The 18,553-nt window shown below is 60.5% G+C and carries 19 protein-coding genes; 6 read left to right on the top strand and 13 right to left on the bottom strand.

Features of this window, described 5'->3' with window-relative positions; all coding sequences use genetic code 11:
- Positions 1-7: 7 nt before the first annotated feature.
- From ACN0X0_RS16080 to ACN0X0_RS16100, 5 genes are all read right to left on the bottom strand, one after another.
- Positions 8-997: a BMP family lipoprotein gene (locus tag ACN0X0_RS16080; protein ID WP_417261869.1), complete on the bottom strand. Its 990-nt coding sequence runs from the start codon at positions 995-997 to the stop codon at positions 8-10.
- 239 nt (positions 998-1,236) lie between these two features.
- Positions 1,237-1,668, bottom strand: a complete 432-nt coding sequence (gene rimI, locus ACN0X0_RS16085) for a ribosomal protein S18-alanine N-acetyltransferase (protein WP_417279972.1) — start codon at positions 1,666-1,668, stop codon at positions 1,237-1,239.
- A gap of 12 nt (positions 1,669-1,680) precedes the next feature.
- The gene (locus tag ACN0X0_RS16090; RefSeq protein ID WP_417279973.1) at positions 1,681-2,247 is read right to left on the bottom strand and encodes a NifU family protein; all 567 of its coding nucleotides are present in this window, start codon (positions 2,245-2,247) and stop codon (positions 1,681-1,683) included.
- Between the two features lie 83 nt (positions 2,248-2,330).
- Entirely contained in the window at positions 2,331-2,795 is a 465-nt protein-coding gene (locus ACN0X0_RS16095) for a DUF2267 domain-containing protein (RefSeq protein ID WP_417279974.1), read from the bottom strand.
- Positions 2,795-3,250 carry a universal stress protein gene (locus tag ACN0X0_RS16100; RefSeq protein ID WP_417261866.1) on the bottom strand — a complete coding sequence of 152 codons (456 nt, stop codon included), beginning with the start codon at positions 3,248-3,250 and terminating at the stop codon, positions 2,795-2,797. Before ACN0X0_RS16100 ends, ACN0X0_RS16095 begins: the two co-directional genes overlap by 1 nt.
- 407 nt (positions 3,251-3,657) lie before the next feature.
- Here ACN0X0_RS16100 and ACN0X0_RS16105 point away from each other — a divergent pair, with 407 nt between their 5' ends.
- Complete coding sequence (locus tag ACN0X0_RS16105; protein ID WP_417279975.1) at positions 3,658-4,242, top strand: L,D-transpeptidase; 585 nt, start codon at positions 3,658-3,660, stop codon at positions 4,240-4,242.
- Positions 4,243-4,315: 73 nt separating this feature from the next.
- Here ACN0X0_RS16105 and trpS read toward each other — a convergent pair whose 3' ends face one another.
- Positions 4,316-5,332 carry a tryptophan--tRNA ligase gene (gene trpS / locus ACN0X0_RS16110; protein WP_417279976.1) on the bottom strand — a complete coding sequence of 339 codons (1,017 nt, stop codon included), beginning with the start codon at positions 5,330-5,332 and terminating at the stop codon, positions 4,316-4,318.
- Positions 5,333-5,410: 78 nt separating this feature from the next.
- Here trpS and ACN0X0_RS16115 point away from each other — a divergent pair, with 78 nt between their 5' ends.
- Positions 5,411-6,109 (top strand): rhomboid family intramembrane serine protease, encoded by a 699-nt coding sequence (locus ACN0X0_RS16115; RefSeq protein WP_417279977.1) that lies wholly within the window; start codon positions 5,411-5,413, stop codon positions 6,107-6,109.
- Between the two features lie 110 nt (positions 6,110-6,219).
- Here the strand turns inward: ACN0X0_RS16115 and murJ are convergent, their stop codons facing one another.
- The 3 genes from murJ to ACN0X0_RS16130 are packed head-to-tail and all read right to left on the bottom strand — an operon-like array spanning position 6,220 to position 11,718.
- Positions 6,220-7,761: a murein biosynthesis integral membrane protein MurJ gene (gene murJ / locus ACN0X0_RS16120; RefSeq protein WP_417279978.1), complete on the bottom strand. Its 1,542-nt coding sequence runs from the start codon at positions 7,759-7,761 to the stop codon at positions 6,220-6,222.
- Positions 7,758-10,556, bottom strand: coding sequence for a [protein-PII] uridylyltransferase (locus ACN0X0_RS16125; protein ID WP_417261861.1), 2,799 nt, complete (start codon positions 10,554-10,556; stop codon positions 7,758-7,760). The genes murJ and ACN0X0_RS16125 overlap by 4 nt, the downstream gene beginning before the upstream one ends.
- The gene (locus tag ACN0X0_RS16130) at positions 10,540-11,718 is read right to left on the bottom strand and encodes a penicillin-binding protein activator (protein ID WP_226554016.1); all 1,179 of its coding nucleotides are present in this window, start codon (positions 11,716-11,718) and stop codon (positions 10,540-10,542) included. The genes ACN0X0_RS16125 and ACN0X0_RS16130 overlap by 17 nt, the downstream gene beginning before the upstream one ends.
- A 116-nt stretch (positions 11,719-11,834) precedes the next feature.
- Between ACN0X0_RS16130 and rsmI the strand changes: the two genes are divergently transcribed.
- The 4 genes from rsmI to ACN0X0_RS16150 all read left to right on the top strand — a co-directional run bounded on the left by rsmI (position 11,835) and on the right by ACN0X0_RS16150 (position 15,038).
- Positions 11,835-12,692, top strand: a complete 858-nt coding sequence (gene rsmI / locus ACN0X0_RS16135; protein ID WP_417279979.1) for a 16S rRNA (cytidine(1402)-2'-O)-methyltransferase — start codon at positions 11,835-11,837, stop codon at positions 12,690-12,692.
- Between the two features lie 32 nt (positions 12,693-12,724).
- The gene (locus ACN0X0_RS16140; protein WP_417279980.1) at positions 12,725-13,099 is read left to right on the top strand and encodes a YraN family protein; all 375 of its coding nucleotides are present in this window, start codon (positions 12,725-12,727) and stop codon (positions 13,097-13,099) included.
- Between the two features lie 116 nt (positions 13,100-13,215).
- The gene (gene gshB, locus ACN0X0_RS16145; protein ID WP_417280045.1) at positions 13,216-14,151 is read left to right on the top strand and encodes a glutathione synthase; all 936 of its coding nucleotides are present in this window, start codon (positions 13,216-13,218) and stop codon (positions 14,149-14,151) included.
- Positions 14,148-15,038 (top strand): alpha/beta hydrolase, encoded by an 891-nt coding sequence (locus ACN0X0_RS16150; protein ID WP_417279981.1) that lies wholly within the window; start codon positions 14,148-14,150, stop codon positions 15,036-15,038. Before gshB ends, ACN0X0_RS16150 begins: the two co-directional genes overlap by 4 nt.
- Here ACN0X0_RS16150 and ACN0X0_RS16155 read toward each other — a convergent pair.
- The 4 genes from ACN0X0_RS16155 to cobU form a co-directional block, all read right to left on the bottom strand.
- Positions 15,031-16,542 (bottom strand): YifB family Mg chelatase-like AAA ATPase, encoded by a 1,512-nt coding sequence (locus tag ACN0X0_RS16155; RefSeq protein WP_417279982.1) that lies wholly within the window; start codon positions 16,540-16,542, stop codon positions 15,031-15,033. The genes ACN0X0_RS16150 and ACN0X0_RS16155 overlap by 8 nt on opposite strands.
- Positions 16,543-16,632: 90 nt before the next feature.
- Complete coding sequence (locus ACN0X0_RS16160) at positions 16,633-17,319, bottom strand: glutathione S-transferase (RefSeq protein WP_417279983.1); 687 nt, start codon at positions 17,317-17,319, stop codon at positions 16,633-16,635.
- 76 nt (positions 17,320-17,395) lie between these two features.
- Complete coding sequence (locus ACN0X0_RS16165) at positions 17,396-17,965, bottom strand: histidine phosphatase family protein (protein WP_417279984.1); 570 nt, start codon at positions 17,963-17,965, stop codon at positions 17,396-17,398.
- Positions 17,962-18,510, bottom strand: coding sequence for a bifunctional adenosylcobinamide kinase/adenosylcobinamide-phosphate guanylyltransferase (gene cobU, locus ACN0X0_RS16170; RefSeq protein WP_417279985.1), 549 nt, complete (start codon positions 18,508-18,510; stop codon positions 17,962-17,964). Before cobU ends, ACN0X0_RS16165 begins: the two co-directional genes overlap by 4 nt.
- Positions 18,511-18,553 lie beyond the last annotated feature (43 nt).

Raw genomic sequence — 18,553 nt, forward strand, 5'->3', positions numbered from 1 at the left:
GCTCGCCTTAGTAAGCCGGGCAGGTTTCGTCGGACATGTAGTCGTGGACCACAACCTCGCCGGAGACGATTTTCGCGGTGGCGTCGTCCATGGCGACTTTCATCTCAGGCGTGATCAGCGCTTCGTTGTATTCGTCGATGGCGGCGCCCACGCCGTCATTCGCCAGACCCATCACGAAGATGCCGGTCTCAAGGTCTTCGCCCTGCATGAAGGCGTCATAAACGGCGTTGTCGACGCGCTTCACCATAGAGGTCAGGACATGGCCCGGTTGCAGGTAGTTCTGGTTGCTGTCCACACCGATGGCGAGCATATCCTCGTCGGCTGCGGTTTGCAGAACACCGAGGCCCGTGCCGCCAGCGGCCGCAAACACCACTTCGGAGCCAGCCGCTTTTTGCGCGCGGGTCAATTCGCCGCCCTTCACCGGGTCGTTCCAGGCCGCAGGCGTGGTGCCGGTCATGTTGACGATGACCTTGCCCTCGGGTTTCACGGATTTAAAGCCCTGCGCATAGCCGCAAGCGAATTTGGAGATCAGCGGGATGTCCATGCCGCCGACGAAGGAGACGGTGTCGCCTTCTGCGGCGTAGGCGGCGGCGATGCCGACGAGGTAGGAGCCCTCATGTTCGTTGAACACCACGGAGCGCACGTTCGGCGCGTCCACGACCATATCGATGATGGCGAATTTGGTGTCCGGGAAATCGGCTGCCACGGTTTCAAGCGCGGTGGCAAAGGAGAAGCCAGCCATGATGATCGGGTTGAAGCCGTTCTCGGCAAAGCGGCGCAGCGCCTGTTCGCGCTGGGCGTCGGATTGCAGCTCGACGTCACGATAAGACCCGCCGGTTTCGGCCTTCCAACGCTCGGCACCGTTGTAGGAGCTTTCGTTGAAGGATTTGTCGAACTTGCCACCGAGGTCGAAAATGATCGCCGGATCGGCCAGAGCGGCACCGGAGGTCAGTGCAAGTGCGGCAGCGGCGCCGAGGAACGTGGTCTTCAGGGTCATGAATGGTCTCCCGTTATATACTGGTCTTGGGATCGCCTCTGAGAAGGTCACGACTGAGAACGTCACGTCGTCTCGTTCGAAACAGTCACATGATGCGACCCATGTAAGCGAGCACAGTCTCGCCTTGGCAGGGATTAGGGCGCGTCCCTGCCGGAGGGTCAATACACATTTTGCCAAATTTGACCAATTGGTAGCCTCTTAGGGGGCAATTCTTGGGGAGGCGACCTTATGACGTTGGGTTACGTATGTTTTATACGCTTTTCCATGACCAGGGCGTCGACCTTGGTTTTGTCCGGGGCGGTGTAATAATTCTTGCGCCGACCAGATTCGCTATATCCTTCCGAGAGATAGAGGGAAATCGCGGCTTCGTTGTCGGCGGCCACCTCGAGAAAGGACTTGAGCGCGATCTGGCGATCCGCCTCTTTCTCATAGGCTTTCAAAATCTTGCGGCCAAGCCCCTGACCGCGCGCCTCGGGTGCCACGGCGAGGGTCAACAACTCGGCCTCATGCGGGACAAAACGCCCAAGCGCAAAGGACGGGCCATCGCCGGTGACCAGAAACACGCCCTTCATAGACAAAAGCCCCGCAAACTCGGTCGCGGACCAAGGGCGGGGCGTCTCAAAGCTCGCCGCATGGATATCGGCGAGCATTTCAGGCGTGAATTGGGTCACTTGGGCGGCGACTTATGCCGCAACCGGGCGCACTTCGAGCACCTCGGGGATGTAGTGACGCAGCAGGTTCTCGATGCCCATTTTCAGGGTCAGCGTGGACGACGGACAACCGGCGCAGGCGCCCTGCATATGCAGGTAAACGATGCCGCGATCAAAACCGTGGAAGGTGATGTCGCCACCGTCTTGTGCCACGGCGGGACGCACGCGGGTGTCGAGCAATTCCTTGATCTGGGTGACGATCTCGCTGTCGGGGCCGTCATGATCGGCGTGGCCGCCAGAGGTGTCCGGGCCTTGACCGGCCATCACCGGTTCGCCGGATTGGAAATGCTCCATGATCGCGCCCAGAATGGCGGGTTTGACGTGGTCCCAATCGGTGTCGTCCTCTTTCGTCACAGTGACGAAATCTGAGCCGAAGAACACACCCGCGACATGGCCGACCTTGAAGATGCGGCTGGCGAGCGGCGAGGCGCTTGCGGCCTCTTCTGTTGTGAAATCGGCGGTGCCCGCGTCCAGAACGGTCTGGCCGGGCAGGAATTTCAAAGTGGCGGGGTTCGGCGTGGATTCGGTCTGGATGAACATGGCGCGTATTCCTTAGTAGACAGGTCGGATATGCGCCTTGTGGCGCCGAAAGTCAAGATTTAGAACAGTTCTAAACTATAGCGTCAGATGATCTGTTGTTCAAGCTCTGTCTCGGGAATCCCGCGCACAGCCCAAAAGGCCACCGCCTCGGGGCCGATCATGTCGAGCACGCGTTTCAGATCGCGGTGGTTGCAATGCCGCCAAAGCGCATAGGCCGTGGCGTCGATCACATTGAGCGGCGTGATGTTGTGCTCCTTGCGCACCGTCTGCGCCTCGCGGATCAACTCGGAACGCGTGCCAAAGGGCAGGGGCACCGCATCGACGCGCCAGTTGAACACCAACATCGCGCGCAGGCTTGAGGGCAACACATCGCCAAAGGCAATCACCTGCGGCGGGGTGAGGCGGCGTCGAAAGGTCTGCAACACGCCATCGACCGCCGTATAGGTCATGCTGTCGCTCTCCATGGCGTGCCCCATGCGGTGCTTGGCGTCCTTGAGAAAGGAGTGGAACTCCTTTTCCGAGTGAAGGTAGCTCGCGAGCGTCGGCATCAGGTCACCGCTTCGAGGCGTTCTTTCGACATCTCGCCGGGCACGAGTGTCATGGGGATCGGCAGGAAACCCGCCTGTTTGGTCATCGCGGCCACGAGCGGGCCGGGGCCGGATTTCTCCGTGCCCGCCCCAAGAACGAGGACGCCGATTTCAGGGTCTTCCTTGATCTGTGCCAAGATTTCATGCACCGCCTCGCCTTCGCGTATCACCAGCTCGGGGTCGATGCCCTGACGGTCGCGCATCCATTTGGCGAAGACCTCGTAATGCGCGACGATCCGGTCGCGGGTCTCTTCGCGCATCAGATCGGCAACCCCGATCCAGTGGTTGAACTCTTCGGGCGGAATGATCGACAGGATGGTGACACCACCGCCGGAGTTCGAGGCGCGCATGGCGGCAAAGCGCATGGCGTTGAGACATTCGCGGCTGTCATCGAGGATCACGAGAAACTTGCGCATGGGGGCCTCTTTGGTCGTGCTCTTAATAAGCTTAGGGGCAATTTCACGGCGATGATGACTGAGCCGGGCGCCAGACGCAACAGTTGGTAGATGTGAAAGCCTCAGAGACAAGATGGAGAAAACCCCCGGCTCCGGGAAGCCGAGGGTCCAATGAGGGTCTGATCCATCGGGGAAAATGATCAGAGCGTGCGCCTAACACAGGCGCGTGCGAGACGGGATCAGGCGGGGACAGGTCTGATTCTGAATCGCTTGGGTCCCTTGATAGGGTGGATTTGAAACCCTTATGTGACATCCTTGCTGCGATTTCCCGACGGCCTCACACGTCACCGCTTCGTGATTTGAAGGTGAGCGATGTTTTGCGTCTTTTGGCGCAAAATTGCAGACGTAATCGCATAAGAGGTCTTGAGATGTCCGAGATGAAACGCCGCCACTTTCTGGCGCTGAGCCTTGCCACGCCTTTTCTGGCTCGCGCCGCCTCCGCTCAAGAGGTCGGGTTGACCTTGCCGGAGGAGATGAAATCCACCGGGCCCGCGCGGCAGAATATTTCGAGCTTTCGCCGCATCGACTGGCAGGAGCATTTCGATGAGCTGGGGCAGGGGCGCATTGTGGCCGATACTGTGAGCCGGGCTTTGCATTTCTGGGGGGCGGATGGCACCTACAAACTCTACCCGACCTCTGTGCCGATTTCGGATGAACTGACCCGGCGCGGCTATACGGAGGTCATTCAAAAGGTGAAAGATCCGACCTGGACGCCGACGCCCTCGATGCGCGAACGCGATCCGAGCCTGCCGGTGACGGTGCCCGCCGGGCCGCAAAACCCGCTGGGTGTGCGGGCGCTCTATCTGAGTTGGCAATATTACCGCATCCACGGCACCCACGACACGCGCAAGATCGGGCGGCGGTCGTCGGATGGCTGCATCGGGCTTTACAATGAGCAGATTGTCGATCTCTACGACCGCGTTGCGGTGGGCACGCGGGTCAAGCTGATCTGAGTATTTAGACTGCAATGAAGACGAAAAAGGACGCCACGACGGGCGCCCTTTGTTGTGTTCGGAAGGCAGGCGTTTAGCGCACGAAGCCCATGATCTTGAAGGTTTCCTCCAAAATCGGCTGGGCGATCTCATTGGCCTTCTCGGCCCCTTTCGCCATGATCCGGTCGATCTCTGCCGGGTCGTCCATCAGGCGTTTCATCTCAGTCGAGATCGGCGCGAGATGTTCGACGGCAAGCTCGGCCAAAGCCGGTTTGAACTTGCCCCAACCCTGACCGCCATATTCGGCCAGCACCGCTTCGCCGGTCATATTGGCGAGACCGGCGTAGATGTTGACGAGGTTGCGCGCCTCGGGACGGTTGGCGAGGCCTTCCATCTCTTCGGGAAGAACCTCCGGGTCGGTTTTCGACTTTTTGAACTTCTTGGCGATGGTGTCCGCGTCATCGGTCATGTTGACGCGTTCCATGTCGCTTTCACCCGATTTGGACATCTTTTTCGTGCCGTCGCGAAGGTTCATCACCCGCATCGCCGGGCCTTCGATCACAGGGACCGTTTCCGGGAAGAAATCGACCTTGTAGTCGTGGTTGAATTTATTGGCGATGTCGCGTGTCAGCTCGACGTGCTGTTTCTGATCCTCGCCCACGGGAACATGGGTCGCGTGGTAGACGAGAATGTCGGCGGCCATCAAAGAGGGGTAGGCGTAGAGACCCAAGGACACGTTTTCGGCATTCTTGCCGGCCTTGTCCTTGAACTGAGTCATGCGGTTCATCCAGCCGACGCGGGCGACACAGTTGAACAGCCACGCGAGTTCGGCATGAGCCGGAACACGACACTGGTTGGTCAGGATCGAGGCGTCGGGATCAATCCCCGCGGCCAGATAGCCTGCGGCGACTTCGCGGGTGGCGTGGCGCAAATCTTCGGGGTCTTGCCAGACGGTGATTGCGTGCATATCCATCACGCAATAGATGGTTTCGAACTCACCGCCCTGCATCCCCACGAAGCGTTTGATCGCCCCGAGGTAGTTGCCGAGAGTGAGCCCGCCCGAAGGCTTGATCCCCGAAAAAACGCGGGGGGTGAAGGCAGGCTTGTCCATCTGGAACTCCGTCACTGGATTAATAGGTGATCGTGGCTTACCTATGCGGGACGAGAGCGTCAAGGAAAGGCCCGTTTTATGACCGATGATCCCGAGTATTCCCGCCCCGAAGCGCCCTTTAATGCGCTGCCTCCGATGGTGATTGCGATTGCTTTGGTGCTGGGAGGCATCGAGGTGGTGTTTCAAATTGGCGCTTTGGGCCTCATCGGTGGGCCCGATGCCGTCGGTTGGCGGATCGGTGCGATGGAGACCTACGGCTTTTTCGATACGGTGTTCGAGGCGATGCGGGCGCAGGGCTCATGGCCTTTTGAGCATCTCCGCCGGTTCTTTACCTATGCCTTCGTGCACTACTCGATCACCCATGCGCTGATGGTCATGGTCTTCATTCTGGCGCTGGGCAAGATGGTGGGCGAGACCTTTGGCAATCTGGCGGTTCTGGTGATTTTCATTGTCTCGACGCTGGCCGGGTCTTTGGCGTTCGGATTGATCTTGAATGCCGCAACGCCGCTTTTGGGGGCTTATCCCGCTGCTTACGGCTTTATCGGCGCCTATACGTTCATCTTGTGGCTGGGGCTTGGGCAGATGCAGGAAAACCGCATGCGAGCCTTTACGCTCATCGGCTTTTTGATGGGCTTGCAGTTGCTCTATGGTCTGCTGTTCGGCGGTTCTCCCGATTGGGTGGCCGATCTGGCGGGCTTTGTGGCCGGGTTCGGCACGGCGGCTTTGCTGGTGCCGGGGGCTTTTGGCCGGATTTTGATGCGGCTGCGTCAGCGGTAAAGGCGCTTACATCCACTCAAATCCTAACGGGCATTAAGGTTAACCTGATTAACCTTAATGCGAGGTAGAATGAGATCGTAGCGGGCCAGTGCCGGTCCGCGAGAACGACCTCACCCGCCCCGCCGCACCGAGCCTTTCAATTCGGCCATGCGCACCGCACCGATCAGATGCGCGAAGGTGAAATAGCCAACAATTCCAAGCGCCACCAACAGAAGCGTCCCCAACCCGCGCGACAGCTCGAACACCGGTGACAGTGCCATTTCACCACCCCAAAGCAACGCCCCCATCAGGATCGAGGCGATCAGAATACGCGGCGCGCGGCGGATCAGGCGGGCGTCGGCGTGGACATCTTCGCCCATGCTTTTCTTGCCAAACCACAAGAGTGCCACCATGCCCCAGGCGGCCAGCGTCGTCGCGAAAGCGGCGGCGAGATAGCCGATGACAAAGGACAGGCCGACGGCGACGACGGCGTTGATCACCATGGCGTAGAGCGCAAAGCGGAAAGGTGTTTTGGTGTCTTCGCGGGCGAAATACAGCGGTTGCAGCACCTTTTGCATCACAAAGGCAGGCAGGCCCAATCCGTAAATCATCACCGCAAGCGCGGTCTTTTGCGTGTCTTCCGCCGTGAAGGCGCCGCGCTGGAACAGGAAGGAAATCAACACATCCGGGATCACGATCAGCGCCACGGCTGCGGGCACGGTGAGCAAAAGCGCGAACTCAAAAGCCCGGTTGTAGGCATCGCGGGCGCCCTTGTGATCGCCTGCCTGAAGGCGGCGCGACAGGTCGGGCAAAAGCACGATGCCGATGGCAATCGCGACCACGCCCAGCGGCAATTGATAGAGACGATCCGCGAGGTTCAGGTATTGGATCGCGCCTTCTTGCGAGAAAGACGCGACCTGACGTCCGACCAGAAGGTTGATTTGAACCACACCACCTGCCAGTGCGGCAGGACCGGCCAGAACCAGCAGAGATTTGATCTCCGGCGTGAGACGGGGCAGGCGCGGACGCAGGTTGAAACCGGCCTTGGCGGCGGCGATCCAGACCACGGCCAATTGCGCGGCACCTGCGACCGGCACCGCCCAGATCAGCGCGCGCTCGACGGAAAGGCCAAGCTTTGAGGCCGCAATCATGGCGACCGAGAGCACGACATTGAGCATGACAGGGGCGGCGGCGGCGGCGGCGAAGCGACCGGTGGCGTTCAGGATACCGGAAAACAGCGCGCCCACCGAGATGAACAGCACATAGGGAAAGGCGATGCGGCCAAAATCGACGGCCAGATCGAACCTTTGGTCGCCAATGAGGCCTGCCGCCATCAGCGTGACCAAAGCGGGCATGAACAGCGTCGCCAAAAGCGTGAGCGCAATCAGCGCGGTTGCCAGCACGGCAAGCGTCTCTTCGGCAAAGCGTTTGGCGTGATCCTCGGCTTCGACCTTTTTGGAGAACATCGGCACAAAGGCGACGTTGAGCGTGCCCTCGGCAAAGAACCTGCGGAACATGTTGGGCAGTGAAAAGGCGACGGCAAAGGCCTCGGCCACGGGACCAGCGCCGAAAAAGGCCGCGATCAGCGCATCGCGGACAAAGCCCAGAATGCGGCTCATCAGGGTCCAACCGCCCACCGTGACAAAGCCCCGGACAAGGCGGATCGGCTTCATTGCGCCTGCGCCCGTTTCGCGCCGGTCACGATGGCCTCGCGCAGTTTCTTCTCAAGCGATTTGCGCTTGGATTCGGCATGGAGTTTCATCCCGAACATGTCCTTCACATAGAACACATCGACCACCTGCGCGCCGTAAGTGGCGATCTGGGCGGTGACGATGGAGATGCTGTTTTCGGCCAGAACCCGCGTCAGGTCGTACAAGAGACCGGGACGGTCGCGGGTGTCGACCTCGATGATGGTGAAAATCTCCGACCCCTCGTTGTCAAAGGAAATCGAGGTCGGCACATTGAATTTGCTTTCGCGTTTCTTGATCTTGTCGCGGGTGTCGAGCGCCTCGCGGGCCATGACCTGACCGCGCAGGATCTTGTCGATCATCTGACGCAGACGCGGTAGGCGGGCGCTCTCAAACGGATTGCCGTCATTGTCTTGAATCCAGAACACGGCGGTGGCGTAGCCATCCTTAGAGGTAAAGGTCCGCGCATCGACCACGTTGGCACCGACAAGCGCCAGGGCGCCTGCGAGCCGCGAGAAAATCCCGTGGTGATCGGCCAAGGCGAAACAGGCCCGCGTGGCGTCGCGGTCTTCGTCCTGATGCAGGTCGATGCGAATTTCGTCGGCCTGGATGTCCTTGAGAAGATGCGCAAAAATCTCATGCGCGGCAAAGGGCAGCCCCTGCCAATAGGTGCTGTAATGCCGCTGCAATTCGGTGCGTTTCTCGGCAGCATCCCAATCCAGAAGCCGGCTGCGCAGCTCTTTCTTGGCCTCACCTTCGCGGGCGTCGCGGTTGATCTCTTCGAGCCCGTGTTCAAGCGCATAGGCGGTCTGCGAATGCAGGTTGCGGATCAGCGTGGCTTTCCAATTGTTCCAGACATCCGGGCCGACGCCGCGAATGTCGCAGACGGTCAGAACCGTCAAGAGATCGAGCCGCTCACGGGTTTTCACCGCCTTGGCGAAATCGCGCACCGTGCGCGGGTCGGCGATGTCGCGTTTCTGGGCGATGTCCGACATCAAGAGGTGATAGCGCACCAGCCATTCGACGGTCTCGCATTCGGCGGGTTTGAGGCCCAGCCGGGGCGCCACTTTGCGGGCGATCTGGGCGCCGATGACGGAATGGTCCTCGACGCGGCCCTTGCCAATGTCATGCAAAAGCATGGCGACATACAAAACCTTGCGGTTCACCCCGGTTTTCAGGATGCGAGTCGAGACGGGCAGGGCGTCCTCCAACTCACCGCGTTCGATTTCAGCGAGGTTCGAGATCACCTGGATCGTGTGCTCATCCACCGTGTAGCTGTGATACATGTTGAATTGCATCATCGCCACAATGTGTTGAAACTCCGGGATAAACGCCCCCAAAACGCCCAGCTCATTCATCCGCCGAAGCGCACGTTCCGGGTTACCATGTTTCAACAGAAGGTCGAGAAAAATGCGCCGCGCCTCGGGGTCATTGCGCATCTCATTGTCGATCATGCCGAGGTTGGCGGAGATCAGGCGCATCACGTCCGGGTGCAAGAGATAGCCGGTGCGGAGCCCCTCTTCGAAGACACGCAACAGGTTGAGTTTGTCCGCCAAAAACGCCTTACGGTCGCGTAGATTCAGCCGGTTGTGCACCATCTCATATTGATCGCCGACCTTGCGGCGACGTTTCAAAAGACGTTGCAGCGCAGGTTCCTGTTTGACGTGTTGGGCCTCCAGAGAGGTCAGGAAAATCCGGGTCAACTCGCCCACGCGGGTGGCGTGCAGAAAGTAGTTCTGCATGAAATGTTCGACCGCGCGGCGGCCCGAATGGTCGATATAGCCCAGACGTTCGGCCACCTCGACCTGCATGTCGAAGGTGAGCTGATCCATCGGACGCCCGGCAATCAGGTGCAGCGCATTGCGGGTGGCATGCAGGAAGGTTTCGGCCTCTTCGAACTGACGATATTCGTCTTGGGTAAAGACACCCGCCTTGACCAGATCGGCGGTGTTGCGCACGCCGTGCACATATTTCGCGATCCAGAACAGCGTGTGGAGATCGCGCAGGCCGCCCTTGCCCTCTTTGATATTCGGCTCCACCACATAGCGCTGGCCGCCCTGTTTGCGGTGGCGTTCGGCGCGTTCTTCGAGCTTGGCTTCGATGAATTCGCGCGCGGTGTTGCGGAACAGCTCATCGCGCAGTTTGACGTGCAATTCTGTCGCCAGATCGCGATTGCCAGACAGGAAACGCAGCTCCAACATCGCCGTGCGGATGGTGAAATCCTCTTTGCCCAGTCGGATACAATCGCGCACCGTGCGGGTTGAATGCCCGACTTTGAGGTGCAGGTCCCAGAACATGTAGAGCATGCTCTCGACTAGGCTTTCGATCCAGCCGGTGATTTTATGCGGGGCGAGGAACAGAAGATCGACGTCGGAATCCGGCGACATTTCCCCGCGTCCGTATCCGCCCACGGCCAGAACGGCAATGCGTTCCCCTTCGGTCGGATTGGGGTTCGGGTGCAGCTTCATCATCGCAGTGAAGAGCACCGTGGTGACCAAACAATCGGTCAACCAGGCATAGGCCCGAAGCGCGGGACGCGCGTTGCGGGGCGCATCGAGCATGGCTGCGGCGATGGCGGCGCGGCCCCGTTTCTGGGCCGCGTTCAGGACCGCGACAGTGGCCTTGCGGATCTCCGCATCGCTTTTGGCGTCTGCCCATCCCGCTTCGAGCGCTTTTTCCACGGCGGAGCTGTCGAAAATGGCGTCTTGCGCGCAGATGAAGGTGCCCGAAGGCGTTGGCAGAAAGGCGGTGAGGGCCGGGTGATCAGTATCCGGCGCCACGGAAGGCTCTTGGGGCAGGGTCAATCTCGATTACCTGATTGTTCTGAATGGTCGCGATGGAGAGGCCGCGTTGGTTGGTACCGTCAGACATAAGTCTGAAAATCCCGTTCACACCGACAAAACCGGAGCCGCGGGTCAGACCCTGGGCGGTGAGCGCATTTTGGTTACCGTCTTTGACCAATGCCCCGATGGCGGCGATGCCGTCATAGGCGAGACCGGCGAGGGCATGGGGCGCCTGACCGTATTTGGCGGAATAATGCGCGGAGAAGTTGCTGGTCAGCTGTTGGTCGGGAATGGCGAACCAGCTGTCTTGCAGGCCCGGCAGGCTCATCGCAGACGCGGGCACGTTCCAGCGTTGCAGCCCGATGTATTGAGGGTTCGGCGACTTGATGCCGTTTTCCGGCAGCATCTGCGCCAAAAGCGGCATGGCACCGTCGTTGCCGGAGGTGAAGAAGATCGCATCGGCATTCGAGCTGCGCGCGGCGTTGGCGATCGGGCGGATGGCCTGAACAACGCCTTGCTGGCTCAACTCAAAGCTCTGGGTGCCGGCGAGGGTGGCGCCCTGACGGCTGATCGCGGATCTGATGGCGCTGGCACCGGCGTTTTCCGCCGGGCTGTTGCCGTTCACGACCATGATCCGGCCCTTGCCGTTGGAACGCGCGTAGGACACCAGCCGGTTGGCGGTGTTCTCAAAGGTCGGCCCAAGGATAAAGACGTTGCCGCCCGCGACATCGGGGTTGTTGGAGAACGAGAGCACGTTGATGCCCGCGTTGGCCGCCGGGATACCCGCGAGTTTGGCGGAACCGCCGTAAACCGGACCGAGGATGATCTTGGCACCGTCCTTCACCGCCTGAGTTGCGGCGGCAGAGGCGCGTTCGGCCTGACCGCCGGTCGGGTACACGCGCAGATCAATGCTAACGCCGTCGAGATCGGCCATCGCGAGGCGCGCGGCGTTTTCGATAGAACGCGCCATGCCGACGTCGCCGCCCTGTTGTGATTCGTAGGGCACGAGAAGCGCGACCGGCACTGGATTGGACGTGTTGATCTTCGGCCCACCCGTGACAGGCAAAGCGCCCGGATCACAAGCGGCAAGAGCAATAACAGACAGGCCAAGCGCAACTTTGGTGAGCGACTTGCGGGCGGCGCGAAGAACGGCGAACATAGGGAAACCTCACTCTGGACGGCAAAGGCGCAACACGGGGGTCCGGTCACGCAAATTTGCGGGCAGACTATGCGACAGTCCTCAAAGAGTAAACGCTGCAAAGGGCAGAGATCACATTGATATATCAAACCAAGCCGCTTTCTGCCGGTCTCCATTTCCTCGCCACGCCAATTGGCAACGCCCGGGACATCACGCTGCGCGCCCTCGACATCTTGGCCTCTGCCGATGTGCTGGCCGCCGAGGACACGCGGTCCCTGCGCAAATTGATGGAAATTCATGGCGTTCCCTTGGAGGGGCGGCACATCTATCCCTATCACGATCACAACGGCGCCCAGATGCGCCCGCGTCTGATCGCGCTGATGGAAGAGGGCAAATCCGTGGCCTATGCGTCCGAGGCTGGTACGCCTTTGGTGGCCGATCCGGGGTTTGTTCTGTGCCGCGAGGCGCTTGAGCGCCATATCCCCGTCACCTCCGCGCCGGGGCCGTCCGCGATGATCGCGGCTTTGACCATTTCGGGATTGCCGTCTGATCGCTTTCTCTTCGCGGGCTTTCCGCCGTCCTCTTTGGGAGCGCGTTTGAAATTCTTCACGTCTTTTGCAGCCGTGCCCGCCACGCTCGGGTTCTATGAAAGCCCGAAACGCGTTCACCGAACCTTAGGCGAATTGTGCGACACCTTGGGGGAAACCCGCCCGGCGGCGCTGTGTCGGGAGTTGACGAAACGGTTTGAGGAGGTGCGCAAAGGCACGCTCAGGGAGTTGGAAGAAAGCCTGCGAGATGCGCCAGTGAAGGGCGAGATCGTGTTGCTCGTCGGGCGCGCGGATCACGTCGAGGTCTCCGAGGCGGATTTGGAGGCCGATCTTGAGACGGCGCTTGGACAGATGTCGGTCAAGGATGCCGCCGCAGAGGTGGCGGCAAAACATGGGCTGAAGAAACGCGACGTTTACCAAATGGCGCTGGCGATGACTGGGAAATAACGACGGGAATTAAAAACGGGAAGTGAGGCCGAATGTCGGCGGAAAATCCAAGGCGCATCCGCGGCGAACAAGCCTATCATTTCGGTCTTTCCGCCGAAGACATCGTTGCGCGCCACTATGTCGAACGCGGCTATGAGGTCTTGGAGCGGCGCTGGCGCGGGGCCGGGGGCGAGATTGATCTGATTTTTCGCACCGGAGATGAGATTGTGTTTGTGGAGGTGAAGGCCTCGAAAACCCACGCCCGCGCCAGTGCCGCGCTCGGCGCGCGCCAACAGGCCCGGCTCTGCGCCAGTGCCGAAGATTACATCGGGCGACTGCCATCCGGGCTTTTGACGCCGATGCGGATCGATGTGGCGCTGGTGAATGGGGGCGGCGAGGTCGAGTGTCTGGAGAATGCGTTGATGTGAGAGGGGTATGAGAGGCGTGTGACCTTACGCACAAGACATTGCCATTGAATGCGAGGTCCGGCTGGTCCATCTAAGAAGCAACCAGAGGAGATACGCCCTTGTCCAAGACACCTGCGCTGAAAGTCGCGATTCAGATGGACCCGATCGGTCCGATCAACATCAATGCCGACAGCACGTTTCGCATCATGGAAGAGGCGCAAAAGCGCGGCCATGAGCTGTTCTATTACACGCCGGATCATCTGGCCTTCCAAGAGGGGCGTGTCACCGCCCGTGGCTGGCCGGTCGAGGTGCGCCGCGTTGAGGGAGATCACTACACCTTGGGCGAGATGACCGAGGTCGATTTGTCGGATTACGACGTCGTCTGGCTGCGTCAGGACCCGCCGTTTGACATGGGCTACATCACCACGACGCATTTGCTCGAACTGATCACGCCGGGCACTTTGGTGGTCAACGATCCGTTCTGGGTGCGCAATTACCCCGAGAAATTGCTGGTTCTGACCTTCCCGGACCTGACGCCGCCCACCGCCATCGCGCGTGACCTTGAGACCATCAAGGCGTTCAAGGAAAAGCATGGCGACATCATCCTGAAGCCGCTCTACGGCAACGGCGGCGCGGGCGTTTTCCGTCTCGACCCGAATGATCGCAACCTGTCGTCCTTGCATGAGCTTTTCACCGGCATCTCGCGCGAGCCGATGATCGTGCAGAAATTCCTGCCCGATGTGTCGAATGGCGACAAGCGTGTGATCCTCGTCGATGGCGAGCCTGTGGGCGCGATCAACCGTGTGCCGCAGGCCGGGGAAACGCGCTCGAACATGCATGTCGGTGGGCGCGCCGAAAAAGTCGGCCTGACCGCGCGCGATCTCGAAATCTGCGCCCGGATCGGGCCGCTTTTGAAGGAAAAAGGCCAGGTCTTTGTCGGCATCGACGTGATCGGCGACTACCTGACCGAGATCAACGTGACCTCTCCGACGGGCATTCAGGAGCTCGAGCGTTTCGACGGCACCAACACGGCCGAGCTGATCTGGAAAGCGATCGAGGCCAAACGCGCATGAGCCTTCGGATGCGGCTTGTCTCCGGGGCCTTGAGCCCCGTCGTGCGGGCCGCTTTTACCCATGCGCAAAACCCCGTGCCTTTGCGGGACGGGGTCGATTTGGCCGCCAAGCTCAGCCTGCCGGTGCAATTGTCCGCCGAAGTGACCCATGACGCTTTGGGCCTTCCGGGCATGTGGATCCGGCCGCCGGAGTGCGATGACGAGCGCGTCATCCTGTTTTTCCACGGCGGCGGTTACATCGCAGGCAGTCCCGAGACCCACAAACGCCTCGCCTCGCGGCTGGCGCAACTGGCCAATCGGCCTGTGTTCTTGCCCGCCTATCGGCTGGCCCCCGAACATCCGCTGCCCGCGGCGTTTGAGGATGCCTTGGTCGTCTGGGATGCGCTGGTGGCTTCGGGCTACAGTCCGCAAGAGATCACCATCGGCGGCGACAGTGCCGGCGGCGGGTTGGCCCTGACGCTTTTGGCGGAGCTGTGCCAGCGCGGCGCGCCGCCTGCCGGGGCTTTCGGCTGGTCGCCCTTCACCGATCTGACGCTATCCAGCCCCTCATTCGAGACCAACGCAGAGCGCGATCACTTTTTTCCGTCGGAGCGGGCTCGCGACCTGATCGCGATGATCCTTGGGGTCTCTGCGCCCGAGGACCCGCAAGTCTCGCCGATCTTTGCCCGCTTTCCCAATTGCCCGCCGGTGCTGTTACAGGCTTCGGAGTGTGAGATTTTGCGCGACGATTCCGTGCGTATGGCGGCGCATTTGCGTGAAGAGGGGGCGGAGGTGGTGCTCAGCCTCACCGAAGGCGCACCGCATGTCTGGCAGATGTTCGACGGGTTTTTCCCCGAGGCGCGTCAGGCGATTGAGGAGACGGCGGAATTCCTGAAAGCTCTTAATTGAGCACGCCCGACACCACCCGGTAACTCAAAGCTTCGGCCAGATGCGGGCGGCGCACATCGTCTTCGCCCGCCAGATCGGCAATCGTGCGCGCGACCCGTAAGACGCGGTGATAGCCTCTCGCCGAAAGCCCGAGTTTTTCGGCGGCTTTGGTCAAAATCTCGCGGCCCTCGGCATCGGGAGACGCGACATCGTCCAGCATCTGCCCTTCGATCTGCGCATTGGTGCGAAATCCGGTGCCCTCGTAGCGTTCGGTCTGGAGCGCGCGGGCTTGGGCCACACGCGCCGCAACCGTGGCGGAACTGTCGCCAGAGGGCGGCAGGTCCAAATCCTGAAACTGCACGGGCGGCATTTCGAGACGCAAATCGAAACGGTCCATCAAGGGCCCGGAAATGCGGCCCAGATACTCCTCACCGCAAAGCGGGACTTTGGCGCAGGCCCGCGCCGGATCGGGCAGATAGCCGCATTTGCAGGGGTTCGCGGCCGCGACCAACATGAACCGCGCGGGGTAGCGCATATGGGCGTTGGCGCGGGCGACCATGACCTCGCCGGTCTCGATGGGCTGACGCAGGGTTTCCAAAACGGCGCGCGGGAACTCCGGGAATTCATCGAGGAACAACACGCCATTATGCGCCAGCGAAATCTCCCCCGGCTGCGCACCGCGCCCTCCGCCAACGATGGCGGCCATGGAGGCGGTGTGATGCGGCTCGCGAAAGGGCCGCGCGCGGGAAATGCCGCCCTCGTCCAACAGGCCTGCAAGGGAATGAATGATCGAGGTTTCTAAAGCCTCCTGCGCCGAAAGCGGCGGCAGGATCGTCGGCAGGCGCGCCGCCAACATGGATTTGCCGGAGCCGGGCGTGCCGACCATGAACATGTGATGGCCCCCGGCGGCGGCGATCTCCATGGCGCGTTTGGCCTTTTCCTGCCCCTTCACATCGCGCAGATCGCGGTGGTGAGACGGCAGGGTGATCTCGCCCGGCTGTGCCTCATGGATCGGTCGGTCGCCGGTGAAATGCCGGAGCAATTGCGCGAGGTTTTTCGCCCCATAGACGGGCGTCGCGCCCACCCAAGCGGCCTCTGATCCGCAGGCCTCGGGGCAGGCGAGGACACAGTCCAACTCGGCGGCTTTCAATGCGGCGGGCAGCGCGCCATTGACTGCGACGAGCGATCCGTCGAGCGCCAATTCGCCCAAGGACAGCGTCTCTTCGGCTTTCTCTGCGGGGATCAATCCGGTCGCGGCGAGGATCGCCAAGGCGATGGGGAGGTCGAAATGCGAGCCGATTTTCGGCAGATCGGCGGGCGAGAGGTTGATGACGAGTTTTTTGGACGGCAGCGCAATTTGCATCGCCGCGAGGGCCGCGCGGACCCTCTCGCGGGCCTCAGTGACGGCTTTGTCCGGCAGGCCGACGATGGTGAAACTGGGCAGTCCGGGGGCAATGGCGCATTGCACCTCGACGGGGCGGGCCTCGATGCCTTCGAAAGCGACGGAGAATGTCCGTGCGACCATAGTGTGCTCCCGGTGCGTGTTAACCAATCTTAACCCGTCTAGCGCAGACGTGGTTAGCAAATGGTTAACGCGCTCCAGAGCCTATCGAATTTAGACCGGTTCGGGCCACTCCGTCACAGGCAGGTCCACCGCGTAGGGCACGGGATCATAGCTGATCTCAAGCCCCTCTTTGCGCCACTTTCGGAATGCCGGATCAGTCAGATGCGCGTGAACATAGGCTTTGAGGCGGTCAGAAACAGGCAGCTTATAGCCTGCAATCCGCGCCGCGACCGGGGCGTAAAACGCATCCGCCGCAGAATAGGTGCCAAACAACCAGGGGCCGTCACCCGCGAAATTTTCGAAGGCATGGGACAGGATCGTGTCCAAACGTGCAAGATCGGCTTTGACCGCATCGGTAACGTCAAAGCCTTGATATTGATGTAAAAGCTGCATCGGGCAGGCGCCGCGCAGGGCGGTGAACCCGGCATGCATTTCGGCCACGAGCCAGCGCGCGTAGATGCGCGCCTCGGCGTCTTTGGGCCAAAGACCAGCCTGCGGATGACGTTCGGCCAGCGTTTCGGCCAAGGCGATGCTTTCGCCTATGACCCAGCCTTCGGGCGTGCGGGCGGTGGGCACAAAGCGGGCCGGCGCCAAAGCGGCGAGGTCCTCTTTCATGGTGCCGGAATAGAGACCGACCATGATTTCGTTAACCGGAATGCCGAATTTCTCGAACAAAAGCCATCCGCGTAGCGACCAGCTTGAAAAGCTTTTATCGCCGATGAAAAGGTCGTAAGACATAAGAAACCTCCAACTGTTTGCGACAGTTTATGAGGAAACTACATATCATGAAAATTCATATTTGATCGCATTGTGATCAATATTTATGATTGATGAGGCCGCAGGACCAAGGTCCGGACAGCCCCTCTGGGCAGTCAATCACGGTGCACGATAGTGGGTCGATCCGATGCCCAAGGGCCTCAAAGGCGGTGCAAGACAGCGCCTTTTGCAAAAGCGCCATGATCACGCCCATATGCGCCACGATGACGGTTTCGCCAGAAAGTGCGGCGACGCCTTCATGGATGCGAGCGGAAAATCGGTTCCAGCTTTCGCCGCCCGGCGGGGAACTTTCCCCTGGTGTTTCAAAGACTTCGCGGGCAAGGGCGCCATCTTTGGTTTCAATCTCCGACCATCTCAGCATCTCCCAATCGCCAAAATAGGTTTCCCGGAAACGTGCGTCATGCGGCAGGCGGGGGCGGGCCCCCTGCACGGCGCTGGCGGTGTCTATGGCGCGGGAGAGGTCCGACGAAATCACCGGCACATCGGGCAGCGCCGCTTCCAATCGGGCAATCGCCGCGTGATCAGACAGATCGGCGGGCAGGTCGGTCCAGCCGACAAAGGTTTTCGCATGAGTCGGGCCATGCCGGATCAACCAAAGGCGGCTCATGTGAAACCCTCCGGCAGTTGACCTTTGAGCGCAAAGGGCAATCCGGCCATGACGCCGATCACGGTGCCGGCCTCGGCGGCCAAGCGTTGATTAAGCTCGCCTTGGGCAATGCGAAACCGGCGCGCAAGGGCGTTTTCGGGCACGATGCCAAGGCCGGTTTCGTTTGAGACGATGACGATCTTTGCGGGGCAGGCACGGATCGCGGCCAGAAGGGTTTCGGTCTCCGCGGCCAGATCGCTTTCTGCAAACAGATGATTGCTCAACCACATCGTGGCGCAATCGAATAAGAGAATCTGACCTTCTTTCAGCTCGGAAATCACCCGATCTGCGGCCAACGGCTCCTCTATTGTGCACCAATCTTCGCCTCGGCTTGTGCGATGCTGCGCAGCTTTTGTGCGCATTTCTTCGTCAAAGCATTCTGCGCTGGCGAGATATAACCTATCTAATTTACTGATAGTGCATATTTTTTCCGAAATTTTGGACTTCCCGGAAGAGGCGCCGCCGAGCACGACTGTCATATTTGTGCACATGATCGTGAAACCCATTCTTGGTCCAATGCGTTAGGCTTTTCGTAACAGGAGTAGCCAC

This window comes from Celeribacter sp., from assembly GCF_048270365.1.
GTDB lineage: Bacteria > Pseudomonadota > Alphaproteobacteria > Rhodobacterales > Rhodobacteraceae > Celeribacter.